General features: G+C 60.9%; 12 protein-coding genes. 4 read left to right on the forward strand and 8 right to left on the reverse strand.

Annotated elements, in window-relative coordinates:
- Positions 1-94 precede the first annotated feature (94 nt).
- From ACA061_RS01280 to ACA061_RS01290, 3 genes are all read right to left on the reverse strand, one after another.
- Positions 95-2,443 (reverse strand): FdhF/YdeP family oxidoreductase, encoded by a 2,349-nt coding sequence (locus tag ACA061_RS01280; protein WP_150617421.1) that lies wholly within the window; start codon positions 2,441-2,443, stop codon positions 95-97.
- On the reverse strand, positions 2,440-3,279 hold the full coding sequence (gene fdhD / locus ACA061_RS01285) for a formate dehydrogenase accessory sulfurtransferase FdhD (protein WP_497300434.1): 840 nt from the start codon (positions 3,277-3,279) through the stop codon (positions 2,440-2,442). The genes ACA061_RS01280 and fdhD overlap by 4 nt, the downstream gene beginning before the upstream one ends.
- A 92-nt stretch (positions 3,280-3,371) precedes the next feature.
- Entirely contained in the window at positions 3,372-4,259 is an 888-nt protein-coding gene (locus tag ACA061_RS01290) for a LysR family transcriptional regulator (protein ID WP_150617423.1), read from the reverse strand.
- 139 nt (positions 4,260-4,398) lie between these two features.
- Here ACA061_RS01290 and lysM point away from each other — a divergent pair, with 139 nt between their 5' ends.
- Positions 4,399-4,839, forward strand: a complete 441-nt coding sequence (gene lysM / locus ACA061_RS01295) for a peptidoglycan-binding protein LysM (RefSeq protein ID WP_150617424.1) — start codon at positions 4,399-4,401, stop codon at positions 4,837-4,839.
- A gap of 102 nt (positions 4,840-4,941) precedes the next feature.
- Here lysM and yrfG read toward each other — a convergent pair whose 3' ends face one another.
- The gene (gene yrfG / locus ACA061_RS01300; RefSeq protein ID WP_210701244.1) at positions 4,942-5,604 is read right to left on the reverse strand and encodes a GMP/IMP nucleotidase; all 663 of its coding nucleotides are present in this window, start codon (positions 5,602-5,604) and stop codon (positions 4,942-4,944) included.
- Positions 5,605-5,692: 88 nt separating this feature from the next.
- On the opposite strand from yrfG, the gene nudE reads away from it, so the two are divergent.
- Positions 5,693-6,259, forward strand: coding sequence for an ADP compounds hydrolase NudE (gene nudE, locus ACA061_RS01305; RefSeq protein WP_150617426.1), 567 nt, complete (start codon positions 5,693-5,695; stop codon positions 6,257-6,259).
- Positions 6,260-6,270: 11 nt separating this feature from the next.
- Positions 6,271-7,098, forward strand: a complete 828-nt coding sequence (gene cysQ / locus ACA061_RS01310; protein WP_497300435.1) for a 3'(2'),5'-bisphosphate nucleotidase CysQ — start codon at positions 6,271-6,273, stop codon at positions 7,096-7,098.
- Between the two features lie 77 nt (positions 7,099-7,175).
- Here the strand turns inward: cysQ and ACA061_RS01315 are convergent, their stop codons facing one another.
- The 4 genes from ACA061_RS01315 to rfbC are packed head-to-tail and all read right to left on the reverse strand — an operon-like array spanning position 7,176 to position 11,400.
- Positions 7,176-7,631: a thioesterase domain-containing protein gene (locus ACA061_RS01315; RefSeq protein WP_210701242.1), complete on the reverse strand. Its 456-nt coding sequence runs from the start codon at positions 7,629-7,631 to the stop codon at positions 7,176-7,178.
- Positions 7,628-9,010, reverse strand: a complete 1,383-nt coding sequence (locus ACA061_RS01320) for a sigma-54-dependent transcriptional regulator (protein ID WP_150604065.1) — start codon at positions 9,008-9,010, stop codon at positions 7,628-7,630. The genes ACA061_RS01315 and ACA061_RS01320 overlap by 4 nt, the downstream gene beginning before the upstream one ends.
- The gene (locus tag ACA061_RS01325) at positions 9,007-10,815 is read right to left on the reverse strand and encodes a sensor histidine kinase (protein WP_150617430.1); all 1,809 of its coding nucleotides are present in this window, start codon (positions 10,813-10,815) and stop codon (positions 9,007-9,009) included. The genes ACA061_RS01320 and ACA061_RS01325 overlap by 4 nt, the downstream gene beginning before the upstream one ends.
- A 39-nt stretch (positions 10,816-10,854) precedes the next feature.
- Positions 10,855-11,400, reverse strand: coding sequence for a dTDP-4-dehydrorhamnose 3,5-epimerase (rfbC, locus tag ACA061_RS01330; protein WP_150617431.1), 546 nt, complete (start codon positions 11,398-11,400; stop codon positions 10,855-10,857).
- 147 nt (positions 11,401-11,547) lie between these two features.
- On the opposite strand from rfbC, the gene ACA061_RS01335 reads away from it, so the two are divergent.
- A complete protein-coding gene (locus tag ACA061_RS01335) occupies positions 11,548-14,460 on the forward strand; it encodes an aminotransferase (protein ID WP_497300436.1) in 2,913 nt (970 codons plus the stop codon).
- Positions 14,461-14,474 lie beyond the last annotated feature (14 nt).

A 14,474-nucleotide genomic window follows, 5' to 3' on the forward strand; every position in this document is an offset into this window, starting at 1 on the left:
AGGCTCACTCCTACAGTGATCGCGTTCCTGCAGATAGAACACGAAAAACTGTAGGAGTGAGCCTGCTCGCGATAGCAATGGGTCGGTCGCCGCTTTAAGCAGACTTGGCCATGATCAATCCGGTCTCACTCGCCGCTTCCAAGCGGATCGCGATGAACTTAGATGTCGGCGTATGACTGCCGTCGCCAGTGCTTTCCAGCGGTACCAGTGGATTCACTTCCGGGTAATACGCAGCGGCCTGGCCGGCAGGGATATCAAACGCCAGCAGTGTGAAGCCCTTTACCCGACGCTCGCGCCCATCGTCCCAGATCGACACGATGTCCGCTTTCTGCCCCGGACGGAAGCCCAGGCGAATGATGTCGGCCTCGTTGGCGAACAACACATCGCGCTGGCCCTTCACCCCGCGATAACGGTCGTCGAGGCCATAAATCGTGGTGTTGTACTGATCGTGCGAGCGCATTGATTGCAGGATCAGATCCGGCAATTGCCCAGTGGCGCGAGTGCGTTCGTGAACCAGATCCTTTGGCAGCATATTCGCGCGGAAATTGGCGCGGCCCGACGGCGTGTTCCACTTGCGTGCACCGGCGCTGTTGCCGAGGTAGAAACCACCTGGATTTTTGATCTTTTCGTTGAATTCCTTGAAGCCCGGGATGGTATCGGCGATCAGCTCGCGGATACGCCCGTAATCGGCCACCAGCCAGTTCCAGTCCACCGGTTTGCTGCCCAACGTCGCGGCAGCGATACCGGCGACGATCGACGGCTCTGAGCGCATCTGGTTCGACAGCGGCTGCAACTGACCGTTGGAGGCGTGAACCATGCTGAAGGAGTCTTCCACGGTGACCGCTTGCGCGCCTTCAGCCTGGATATCGATGTCGGTGCGACCGAAGCACGGCAGGATCAACGCGTCTTTACCGTGAGCCAGGTGGCTACGGTTGAGTTTGGTGCTGATCTGCACGGTCAGGTCGCAATTGCTCAGCGCCTCGAACGTGCGCGGGCTGTCCGGGGTGGCTTGGGCGAAGTTGCCGCCCAGACCGATAAACACCTTGGCGCGGCCCTCGGCCATGGCGTGGATCGCCTCGACCACGTTGTGCCCGTTGTGACGTGGCACCTTGAACTGGAAGCGACGCTCCAGCGAATCAAGGAACGCTACCGGCGGGCGCTCGTTGATACCCATCGTGCGGTCGCCCTGCACGTTACTGTGACCACGTACCGGGCACAGGCCGGCGCCCGGTTTGCCGATGTTGCCGCGCAGCAGCATCAGGTTGGCGATTTCCTGGATGGTCGGCACCGAATGCCGGTGCTGGGTGATGCCCATCGCCCAGCACATGATCACGTTTTTGCCTGTGGCGTACATGCGCGCTGCCTGTTCGATCTCGATCAGGGTCAGGCCGGATTGCTCGACGATCTGTTCCCACGGCGTGTCGTCGACGACGCCGAGGTATTCCAGCACGTTGGCACTGTGTGCATTGAGGAAGTCGTGATCGAACACCGCCGGCGCGCCAGCCTTCTGCGCATCGCGTTCCCATTGCAGAAGGAACTTGGCCATGCCGCGCAGCAGCGCCATGTCGCCACCCAATGCCGGGCGGAAGTACGCGGTGTTGGTCGGTTTGTCGCCGTTGGTGAGCATTTCAATCGGGTGCTGCGGGTGCTGGAAACGCTCCAGGCCACGCTCTTTGAGCGGGTTGACGCACACCACTTGAGCGCCGCGTTTCACCGCTTCACGCAGTGGTTCGAGCATCCGCGGATGGTTGGTGCCGGGGTTCTGGCCCCAGACGAAAATCGCGTCGGCGTGTTCGAAATCATCGAACGTCACGGTGCCTTTGCCGACACCGACACTCTGCGCCAACGCCACGCCGCTGGCCTCGTGGCACATGTTCGAGCAGTCGGGAAAGTTGTTGGTACCGAAGGCGCGCACGAACAGCTGATACAGATACGCCGCTTCGTTGCTGGCACGACCCGAGGTATAGAACTCGGCTTGATCCGGGCTCGACAGACCTTGCAGGTGTTTGGCGATCAGCGCGTAGGCGTCGTTCCAGGCAATCGGTTTGTAGCGGTCGGTCTCGGCGTCGTAGACCATCGGCTCGGTCAGACGACCCTGATATTCCAGCCAGTAGTCGCTCTGCTCCAGCAACGCGGTGACGCTGTGTTTGGCGAAGAATTTCGCATCCACCCGGCGCTTGGTCGCTTCCCAGTTCACTGCTTTGGCGCCGTTCTCGCAGAACTTGACCATGCCGCTTTCCGGCGAATCGCCCCACGCGCAACCCGGGCAGTCGAAGCCGCCGTTCTGGTTGGTCTTGAGCATCATGCGCAGGTTTTTCAGCGCGTTGTCGCTGGTCAACCAGGCCTGAGCCACGCTGATCAGGGCACCCCAACCGCCGGCTGCGCCTTTGTAGGGCTTGTAGCGCGGGACAGGTTTCTGGTCGGCTTGATGATGTTGGCTCACGCTTGATTCTCCATCGCGGGGCTATACACCCGCGGCGCATTTTTCTGCGGCAGGTGGATGAGATTGAGGTTATGTCGACGGGCCCATTGCACGGCAAGGCCTGTGGGTGCGGACAGGCTGACCAAGGTCTGGATGCCGGCGCGCAAAACTTTCTGGATCAATTCGAGACTGCAACGGCTGGTGACAATCGCCAGGCCGCCATCCATGGATATCTTCTGGCGGATCAGCCCGCCGATCAGTTTGTCGAGGGCGTTGTGGCGGCCGATGTCTTCGCGCCCGAGCAGCAATTCGCCGCTGGCATTCATGAACACCGCCGCGTGTACCGCACCGCAATGCTGACCGAGCGGCTGGAAGGCGCCGATGCGCTGGCGCAGACCGTCGAGCCATTCAAGTGGCGGCAACGGCGCACCGGGCAACACCTTGAGATCGGGTAACGCCTGTTCCACCGCTTCAACGCCGCACAAGCCACAGCCACTGGTGCCGGCCAGTTGCCGACGCTGGGTCTTGAGATTCCAGAAGGCGCGATTGGCGATGGTCACTTGCGCGTATTGCGCCGAACCTTCGCCAGTCAGTTGCAGGTCATAGATCTCATTGGCGTCTTCGATGATGCCGCTGCCGAGGCTGAAACCGACGATGAAGTCTTCCAGATCCGTCGGGGTCACCAGCATCACTGCCTGGCTGATGCCGTTGTAGGCGATCGCCAACGCAACTTCCTCGGCCAGCGCGGTGCTGGCCGATTCTTCTAAAGGCAAGTCGCTGTAACTGTATGTCTGGCTGGCGGCAGGCGCGGGCGTTTCGATTGCAGGCGCCGCGCAGGCTGGGCGCTTGGCGTTCATGGCATCACCGACGGTTTGAACAACGTTAAGACTAGGCGCGGCAAGATGTCGCGTCTAATCGCTAATGTTGATCTACCGATAGATGCCGTCGATCAAGACTCGCCTGGCGATTTTTGATACAGCGCAAAACAGGCCTCGGCCAGCGCTGAACGCGGTGCGCCCCGACGCATGATGAACCCCAACCGGGCGAGGGTTTGTGCGCTTTCAATCGGTTGCAGGCGCAGGTGATCGGTGAGGTTTTCCAACCCGCCGTCCAGCGGCATCACCGCGCAACAGAACCCGCCGTGCACAGCTTGTAATAATTGATGCACGGCATCGGTTTGCAGCAGTGTTTGTGGCGTCAGGCCACGGCTGTGGAAATTATGGTCGATCGACTGGCGAAAGTGCATGCCGCTGGTGAGCATGCCCAGTGGCAGTTCGATCAGCGCTTCCCAGCTCAACGGCGCTTCGCCGAAGGAGAAAAAACGCTGGTCATACAGCAATCCCATGCGGGTTTCGCTGAAGGCCAGGGATTCGAAGCGCTCACTGTCCAGCCGATCAAGGTAGGACACGCCGATATCGATGCGGTTGTTCGCCAGTTGTTCGAGGATCTGTTCGGAACTCAGCGCCGACAATTCAAAGCGCAAATTCGGGTGCTGCGCGTGCAGACGCTGCATCAGCGGCAACGCATCGAAACTCGACAGCGGCACCACGCCCAGGCGCAACGTACCGACCAGATTGCCGCGGCACGCTGCCGCTTCCGCCTGCAAGCCGTCATACGCCGCCAACACCGTGCGTGCCCACGCCAGCACCCGCTCGCCCGGCGCGGTGAAGCCTTCGAATCGCTGACCGCGGTTGACCAGCGGCAGGTCGAGTTCTTCTTCGAGGCTGCGCAGGCGCATCGACAGCGTCGGCTGCGTAATGTGACAACGCGCAGCGGCCTGGCCGAAGTGACGGGTTTCGTCGAGGGCGATGAGGAATTTCAGCTGCTTGATGTCCATCTTCGCTCCGAAGGGTGTTGGCGGGGGTGGGCGATTCTAACGCTTGTGGGGTGACAGGGTCATTGGTCGGCTTGGAACCGGGGTTGCCATTGGTGGTCTAGGCTTTGACGTCTGGAACCCAAATCAAGGAGTGTGCGCTATGAGTCTTTTTAGCTTTGTGAAAGAAGCCGGTGAGAAACTGATCGATCTGCTGACCCCGGGCAATGCCAATGCCGGTGAGCAATTGAAGGAACATATCAGCAAGGTCGGGCTGGGCAATCCGAATGTTCAAGCGACGGTCGACGGTGACAAGGTCACGGTTACCGGCGAAGTGGCGAGCCAGGAAGAGAAAGAGAAAATTCTGCTGGCCGTGGGCAATATCGAAGGCGTGGGCAGCGTCGATGATCAGATCACGGTGGCCGGCCCGGTAGTGGCTGCTGCGCAGTTTGTGGTGGTCAAGTCGGGTGACACACTGAGTGCAATTTCCCTGCGTGTTTACGGCGATGCCAACAAGTATCAAAAAATCTTCGAAGCCAACAAACCGATGCTCAAAGATGTGAACAAGATCTACCCAGGGCAGACACTGCGCATTCCTGAGTAAGCAATAACCCCTGTAGGAGCTGCCGCAGGCTGCGATCTTTTGATCTTGCCCTTGAAAAATCAAGATCAAAAGATCGCAGCCTGCGGCAGCTCCTACAGGGGGTCAGAGTCCGGAAATGAGGTCGCGGTAGTCATCCACTGCGGCAAATTCTGCCGTGTCCTTCGGCCCTTTGCGGCTGTCCGGTTCCTTGACTGCCAGCAGGTGCGCCACGCCAAAATCCCGCGCACTGCGCAGAATCGGCAAGGTGTCATCAATAAACAGACTGCGCGCCGGTTCAAAATCTATATCTGCCTGCAAGGCATCCCAGAATTGCGGATTCTCCTTGGGAAAACCGTAGTCATGCGAGCTGATCAGTCGCTCGAAATAGGGCGCCAGTTCAATCCGCTCCAGCTTCAACGACAGCGAATCACGGTGCGCATTGGTGATCATGATCACCCGCTTGCCGGAGCGTTTTATCGCTTCAAGAAAGGTATCGGCGTCGGGGCGCAGGGCGATCAGGTGTGCTGTTTCCTGCTTCAACTCTCGCACTGATAACTTCAGTTCGCTGCTCCAGAAATCCAGGCAGTACCACTGCAACTGCCCGGCATGGCGCTCGAACAGCGGCTGCAATTCCATCTCGGCCATGGCGCGGCTGACCCCGTGCAGTTCGGCGTAGCGCTGAGGCAAGTGCTCCAGCCAGAAATGATTGTCGAAGTGCAAATCCAACAGCGTGCCGTCCATGTCCAGCAGAACGGTATCGATGTCGGACCAGGGTAGTGAAGGCATGGCAACGTCTCGAGCGGTAGAAAGATATCCGACGTAAACAATCGGGAAAGCCGCGTTATAGTAGCGCGTTCACGCCAAGGAGCTTTGCATGCGCCAGAAACCCACCGTACTTGCCCGCGAGATCGTCGCCACCAGTCGCCTGTTTTGCGTCGAAGAACTCAAGCTGCGTTTTTCCAACGGTGTGGAACGCACCTACGAGCGTCTGGTGGGCAAGGGTGCCGGATATGGCGCGGTAATGATCGTGGCAATGCTCGATGCCGAGCACGCGGTGCTGGTCGAAGAATATTGCGGCGGTACTGACGAGTACGAATTGTCCCTGCCCAAAGGCCTTATCGAACCCGGTGAAGACGTGCTGGCGGCGGCCGAGCGTGAGCTCAAGGAAGAGGCCGGTTTTGGCGCGCGGCAACTGGAGCATCTGACCGAGCTGTCGCTGTCGCCCGGTTACATGAGCCAGAAAATTCAGGTGGTGCTGGCCACCGAGCTGTACGAAGAACATCTGGAGGGCGACGAGCCTGAGCCGATGCGGGTCGACAAGGTCAACCTGCGTGAACTGTCGGCGCTGGCGTTGAATCCGCAATTCACCGAAGGGCGTGCCTTGGCGGCGTTGTACCTGGCGCGTGATTTGCTGAGCCAGCGCGGTGCCTTTCAACTATGAGTGAGCAATCGATGAACTTTCCCCATCCGTTGATGGCGCCAGTGATTGCGCTGGCATTGAAGGCTGGCGAGGCAATTTTGCCGTTCTGGCGATCAGGCGTTGAAGTCACCGCCAAGTCCGATGAATCACCTGTGACCGCTGCAGATCTGGCCGCGCACCACGTGATTGTGGACGGATTGATCGCGCTGGATCCGAGTATTCCGGTGCTGTCCGAAGAGGATGCCAATATCGCGCAAAGCGTACGTGCCAACTGGCAGCGCTGGTGGCTGGTAGACCCGCTGGATGGCACCAAGGAATTCATCAGCGGCAGTGAGGAATTCACCGTCAATATTGCGTTGATCGAAAACGGTCGGGTGGTATTCGGTGTGGTATCGATGCCGACCAACGGTCGTTTCTACGTCGGTGGTGTCGGGCTCGGTGCCTGGCGCTGTGACGCGGGCGGTACACCGGTTGCGATTCAGGTGCGTGACGTGCCGGGGCCGGGTGAAGCGTTCACCGTAGTAGCCAGTCGTCGGCATTCCAGTCCCGAGCAGGAGCGCTTGCTGGCCGGGTTGAGCGCGAGTCTGGGTGAGCTGCAATTGGCCAATATCGGCAGTTCGTTGAAGTTTTGCCTGTTGGCCGAAGGTGCGGCGGATTGCTATCCGCGACTGGCGCCGACTTCGCAGTGGGACACGGCGGCGGCCCAAGGCGTGCTGGAAGGGGCGGGCGGTGAGGTGCTGGATTTGCAGGGCGAAGCGTTCTGTTATCCGGCGCGGGAATCGTTGCTGAACGAGTTTTTTCTGGCGCTGCCGGCGAAGGCGGCGTGGCGTTCCAGGCTCTTGGAGCTGGCCCGAGGTTAAGATTAAAAGATCGCAGCCTGCGGCAGCTCCTACATGGATCAACCTGTAGGAGCTGCCGCAGGCTGCGATCTTTTGCTTTAACGGTGCAAAACGTACTGCCCGCTAAACCTCACCGCATCCTCATCACTCCCTGCATTGACGATCCACGTATTCAGCGTCAACCGTGCCCGCCCATAACGCTGATACATCGCCAGAAACTTCTTCCACACCGCCGCATCCGGCGCCGGGCAAATGGCTGTCGCATCCCCCGTCACTGGCAGGGGATAACTGATCTGCCCTTCCTGAATCACGATGTGTCCTTCGGTAATCCCTTCTTCCTTCAAGCGCAAATGCAACCAGCCCCAACCGGCCAGCACCGCGCCGCAATAGAGACTGCCGCCGAACATGGTGCTTTTGTGATTGACGTTGGGCTCCAGCGGCAGATGCAGACTCAATTGCTGTGCCTGCCACTCGAGCACCTTGAGGCCCATCTCCCGGGTCAGAGGGATGTCGTGATGCAGCACCGATTCGAGATAGTGAGTGTCCGGGTTCATTCGTTCTCCTCCCCATGGCTGTTGTCACCGAAGTTGAGGCCGTGTTTGCGCAGTTTGTCGTGCAGGGTCTTGCGCGGTATGCCCAGCGCTTCGGCGAGGCTGCGTACCGAGCCGTGGGTGCGCGCCAGTTCGGCGGCGATCAACGATTTCTCGAAGTTTTCCACTTGCTCGCTGAGCCCGCCGCCCGTGATTTGCACCGTGGTGCCGCCACCCTCGAAACCACTGTTATCCAGCGCCAGTTCAAGGCCCAGCGCAAAACGTTCGGCCGCGTTTTGCAGCTCTCGCACGTTACCCGGCCAGGTATGGCGCAGCAGCAAGGCGCGTTGAGCCGGTTGCAATTCGTGGGGCGGCAGACCGTGGCGGGCGCTGGCTTCATCGGCGTAATACTGGAATAGCACCAACGCATCTTCGCCACGTTCGCGTAGTGGCGGGATGCGCAGCGGCGCGACGTTGAGGCGGTAATACAAGTCGGCACGGAAGCGGCCCTGATCAGCAGCCTGGCGCAAATCTTCCTTGGTGGCGGCGATGACGCGGATATCCAGCGGGATCAGTTGATTACCACCCAGGCGTTCAACGACTCGTTCCTGCAGCATGCGCAGCAGTTTCACCTGCACATCCATGCTCATGCTTTCGATTTCATCGAGGAACAAGGTGCCGCCATTGGCAAATTCGAACTTGCCGATACGGCGTTTTTGCGCGCCGGTGAACGCGCCCGGCTCATGGCCGAACAGCTCGCTTTCCACCACCGATTCGGCCAGCGCGCCGGCATTGATCGCCACAAACGGACCGTTGCGACGGCTCGACAGGTCATGCAGCGCGCGGGCCACAACCTCTTTGCCTGCGCCGGTTTCACCGAGGATCAACACGTCAGCCTTGGTCGCAGCCAGCGCGCCGATCTGCTCGCGCAGGCGCAGCATCGGCGGCGAATGGCCGACCAGTCGCGTGCTCAGTTCGTTGCGATCGCTGAGGGCCAGTCGCAGGCTGCGGTTGTCCAGCACCAGGCGGCGCAGGGCCAGCGCGCGGCGCACGCTGTCGAGCAGGGCGTCGCTGGCGAACGGTTTTTCGAGAAAGTCGTACGCCCCGGCGCGCATCGCCTGCACGGCGAGCGGCACATCGCCGTGGCCGGTGATCAGCAGCACGGGCAGCTCCGGGTCCTGAGCGTGCAGTTCGCTCAACAATTCCAGACCGTCCATGCCCGGCATGCGGATGTCACTGACCACCACACCCGGCCAGTCGCGTTCCAGTTGTCCGGCCAGACCCTTGGCTTCAGACAGCGGCAGGATTTTCAGCCCGGCCAGATCCAGTGTCTGGCCCAAGGCCTGGCGCAGATGCGGATCGTCGTCGATCAACACCACCTGAATGCGATTGTCGATGGTCATGCACTTCGATCCTCGGACGGTTGCAGGCTGACCCCGGGCGCACCGGCACGCAGCCGCAGGGTTATCAATGCGCCACCTTGCTTGTGGTTGGCGAACGACAGTTCACCACCGAAGGCGCGCATCAGGGTTTCACAAATCGCCAGGCCCAGACCCAGACCCTGGGTGCGCGTCTTGGTCGTGTAGAAAGGCTCGCTGGCGCGGCCAAGGGCTTCCATGCAGAAACCCGGACCGTTGTCGCGAATGTACAGATTGACGCCGTCGGCCGTGGATTCGGCACTCAGCCACAGTTTGCGCGGCGGGCCTTTTTCGGTGAGGGCGTCGAGGGCATTGGCCAGCAGATTGCCGAGCACTTGGCGCAGGCGGGTTTCCCCGGCCTCGACCCACAAGGTGGCGGCGGGCAGGTCGCGGATCAACTCGACTTCCATGCTGCGTCGACGTTTGGCCAGCAAGGCCAGCGCATCGTCCAGCGCCGGTTGCAGGGCAACGCTTTCCGGGGCATGCCTATCGCGGCGGGCGAAGGCGCGCAGGTGGGCGATGATCGAGGCCATGCGCCCGGTCAGTTCACTGATCAGCTTGAGGTTGCCGCGCGCGTCTTCGGTGCGTTGATGGTCGAGCAACACTTCGGCGTTTTCCGCGTAGCTGCGGATCGCCGCGAGAGGCTGATTGAGTTCATGGCTGATGCTCGCCGACATCGTGCCCAGCGCCGACAATTTGCCGGCTTGTACCAGATCGTCCTGAGCGCGCACCAATTCCTGCTGCGCCTGCTCTCGCTCCAGCACTTCCTGCTTCAGACGACGGTTGAGGCCTTCGAGGTCGCTGGTGCGTTCGGCGACTCGGCCTTCCAGTTCCCGTCGCGCCTTGGCTTCGAAGGCGATGCGTTCCAGGTAGTGGCGGCGGCGCTGCATCATCAGGCCCACCAGCAACATCACCACCAACAGCGTGGCGCCGCCGATGGCGACCACCGTGCGCACTGGCCGATCGATCAATGTGCGCGGCGCGAGAATGCTGACGCTCCAGCCGGTTTCGGCGATGTCGTGGGTTTGTGTCAGCCAGGCGTCGGGGCTGAGATTCAGCGGCCGGGGCTCGCGGGTCGGGTAGGGCTGGATCGCCGTGATCGCCAAGCGCTCGGCATCGCTCAAGACGCGGGTCGAGCGAAAGCGCCATTCCGGGCGTGACGTGAGGATGACCACGCCGTTGTGGTCGGTCACCAGCAGTTGTTCCGGGGTTTTGCCCCATAGGCTTTCGGTGTGGTCGAGATCGACCTTGATCACCAGTACGCCGATGATTTTTTCACCGCTGCGCACGGCGGCGGCGAAGAAGTAACCGCGTTTGGCCGACGTGGTGCCGAGACCGAAGAACCGTCCAAGACGTCCGGCCATGGCTTCACTGAAATACGGGCGGAAGGAGAAATTACGGCCGACGAAGCTGTCGTGTTTGTCCCAATTCGACGCCGCCAGTGTTTGCCCGGAGGTGTCCATCAGGTACATCACTTCGGCACCGGTTTGGGCCGAGATGTTTTTCAACAGACGATTGGCATTGCCTTGGGTGACGCCATCGTCCGGCGCCCCGAGCACGGCGCGCAGGGCCGGCAGGTCGCCGAGGATCTGCGGCAATACTTCGTAGCGGTGCAGGGTGCCCAGCAGGTTGGCGACGTACAGGTCGAGGGTCTGGCGGTTCTGGCCGGCCAGTTCGCTGCGGTAATAGCGCTCGGCCAGATGTTCCAGCGGCCAAAGCAGCGGCGCCAGACACAATGCCAGCAGGGCGAGGCTGCGCCAGCGGGGTCTGCGAGGAAGAGGTGGTTTCATGAGCGTGCGCCTGTGGGGACAGGCGCATTATGCCTAGGCTCAGGCGAAGACGTCAGCGTCCTTGAGCAGCGCTGCTACCTGATCCTTGGCCGACAGCTTCGGCGCTTCGTCCAGCTGCCAGTCGATGCCCAGTGCAGGGTCATCCCAGCGAATGCTGCGCTCGGACGATGGGTCGTAATAGTTGGTGGTCTTGTAGAGGAACTCGGCGAACTCGCTCAATACCACGAAACCATGGGCGAAACCTTCCGGCACCCACAGCTGACGATGATTCTCGGCCGACAGGCGCACCGCTACCGACTTGCCGAAGTGCGGCGAGCTGCGGCGAATGTCCACGGCCACATCGAGCACTTCACCGACAGTGACGCGCACCAGTTTGCCCTGAGTGTTTTCCAGTTGGTAATGCAGGCCACGCAGCACGCCTTTCTGCGAGCGCGAATGGTTGTCTTGCACGAATTGGGTGTCCAGGCCGGTCGCGTCCTGGAACGCCTTGGCGTTGAAGCTCTCGTAAAAGAAACCGCGCTCGTCACCAAACACCTTCGGTTCGATGATCAGAACACCGGGCAAGTCGGTGGTGATGACATTCATAAGTATTTCCAGTGGTAGGGGGCAATGGCCGACATTCTTGCGCAAAGTGCTGCCGGATGCGAGTACTCGAATAACCATCATCAGGGGTTGCGTCTCGCCAGAAGCAATGGCGATATAAGCGCCTAATAAAATTTCAGGGGTCTTTTCATGTCGCTCGCCACGTTGATTCATCGCGCCAGTCTGCCCAGCCCGCAAGTCAGCGAGGCGCAGGCCCTGCAATGGCTGGCCGAGCATTACGGGCTCAGCGGCACGTTGCAGGCCCTTGGCAGCCAGCAGGATCTCAACTACCGCGTTGACAGTGCGCGCGGGCGGTTTGTGCTGAAAATCTGCCGGGGCGACTACGCCCTTGTAGAGCTACAGGCTCAACACGCTGGCCTCAAGTATCTGGCCGAGCATTCTGATGTGCATGTGCCGCGGGTCATTGCGGCCAATAACGGTCAGGATTTGTTGTCGCTTGAGGTCGATGGCGAGGCCGTCCATGTGCGGCTGCTGGATTACATCGAAGGCCAGCCGCTGACGCACCTCGATCATTTGGGCCACGCAGTGGTCGCCGGATTTGGCCGGCTCTGCGGCGAGATGGACCTGGCCTTGGCCGGGTTCGACCATACGGGTCTTGAGCGCACTTTGCAGTGGGATGCACGCCACGCCAGCGCGTTGATCAGCCACTTGCTACCGGTGATCGAGGACGAACAGCAACGCACGTTGATCGCCGACGCCGCCGAACAGGCCGAGCGTCGTTTGCAGCCGTTGCTGGACAAGCTGCCGGTGCAGGCGATCCACATGGATATCACCGATGACAACGTGGTGTGGCAGCGTGACGCGCAGCGCCACTGGCAATTGCAGGGTGTCATCGACTTCGGCGATCTGGTGCGCACCTGGCGTATCACCGATCTGTCGGTGACCTGCGCGGCGTTGTTGCACCATGCCGGTGGCGATCCGTTTGTGATTCTGCCGGCGGTTCAGGCCTATCACGCGGTCAATCCGCTGCAACATGAAGAGCTGCAAGCGTTATGGCCACTGATCGTCGCCCGCGCGGCGGTGCTGGTGCTCAGTGGCGAGCAACAAGTCAGTATCGATCCGGATAACACCTACAGCCGCGACAACCTCAGCCACGAGTGGGAGATTTTCCGCGTCGCAACTTCAGTGCCGTTGGCGTTGATGGAGGCGGCAATTCTCAATGCGGTGGGTCAGACATTGCCGGCAATCAATAGCGAAGGTTTCGCGCCGTTATTGCCAGAGCTGGTCGGGCGCGAATTTGCGCTGATTGATCTCGGCGTGCTCAGTCCGCATTTCGAGGCGGGCAACTGGGAGCAGGAGAGCATTGACCAACGCTTGCTGAACGAAGCCGCCGCCGCCCATGGTCTGGCGGCGAGTCGTTATGGTCAGTACCGTTTGTCACGCACCCGGCCCGACAGTGCTGATGAACCGGATACCTTTGCGCTGCACGTCGAGTTGCGCGTGCCAAATGGCACTGCGGTGGAAGCGCCGTTTGCCGGCGTGTTGCATCAAAAGGCAGACGGGGCATTGCAACTGGACGGCCCGCAGCTCAGCGTTCGGCTGTGGGGCGTGGCGGCAACGCTGCACAGTGGCGCGGCGCTGGTCAAAGGTCAGGTGCTGGGTTCGGTCAGCGGACCGTTGAGCGTGCAACTGATTCGCGGCGCGGATCTGGATGCGCCGCTGTTCTGTACGCCGTCCCATGCACCCGCGTGGCAGGCGTTGTGCCCATCACCGGCCGCTTTGCTGGGACTGGCCTGCGATGCCGAACCGGAGCTGGATTGGCAAACGTTGCTCGAACGCCGCGATGCCAGTTTCGCCCGCACGCAAAAACATTATTACGTCGACCCGCCGCGTATCGAGCGCGGCTGGCGCAATCACCTGATCGACATGCAGGGCCGCTCCTACCTCGACATGCTCAACAACGTGGCGGTGCTCGGTCACGGCCATCCACGCATGGCGGCGGTCGCGGCCCGTCAGTGGTCGCTGCTCAATACCAACTCGCGGTTCAACTATGCGGCGGTGGCCGAGTTTTCCGAGCGTTTGCTGAAGCTGGCGCCGGAAGGGATGGATCGGGTGTTTCTGGTCAACAGCGGCAGCGAAGCCAATGACCTGGCGATTCGTCTGGCGTGGGCCTACAGCGGCGGTCGCGACATGATCAGCGTGCTTGAGGCTTATCACGGCTGGACGATCGGCGCCGATGCGGTCTCGACTTCGGTCGCCGACAATCCGAAAGCCCTCGAAAGTCGTCCGGACTGGGTGCATCCGGTGCCCGCGCCGAACACCTATCGTGGCGAGTTCCGCGGCCTCGATTCGGCGCCGGATTACGTGCGCAGCGTCGAACATCATCTGGAAAAAATCGCCGAACAGAAACGCCAACTGGCCGGGTTCATCTGCGAGCCGGTATACGGCAATGCCGGGGGTATCTCGCTGCCGCCGGGTTACTTGAAGCAGGTGTATGCGCTGGTCCGCGCGCAGGGCGGTGTGTGTATTGCCGACGAAGTGCAGGTCGGATACGGGCGCATGGGCCATTTTTTCTGGGGTGTCGAAGAGCAGGGCGTGGTGCCGGATATCATTACCATGGCCAAAGGCATGGGCAACGGTCAGCCACTGGGAGCGGTAATCACGCGCCGGGACATCGCCGAGGCGCTGGAAGCCGAGGGTTACTTCTTCTCGTCGGCCGGCGGCAGTCCGGTGAGCTGCCAGATCGGCATGGCGGTGCTCGACGTGATGGAAGAAGAAAAGCTCTGGGAGAACGCGCAGGTGGTCGGCGGCTACTTCAAGGCACGACTCGAAGCGTTGATCGATAAACATCCGCTGGTGGGCGCAGTGCACGGTTCCGGTTTCTATCTCGGTGTGGAACTGATCCGCAACCGCGACACACTGGAACCGGCGACAGAAGAGACCACGTTGCTGTGTGATCGCCTGCGCGAGCTGGGGATTTTCATGCAGCCGACGGGGGATGATCTGAACATTCTCAAGATCAAACCGCCGATGGTGACCTCGCGGCGCAGCGTGGATTTCTTCGTCGACATGCTCGATCGGGTGCTTGAAGAAGGCCTGTAACCCACCGATCCCCT

It is taken from the genome of Pseudomonas sp. LBUM1668, assembly GCF_059695715.1.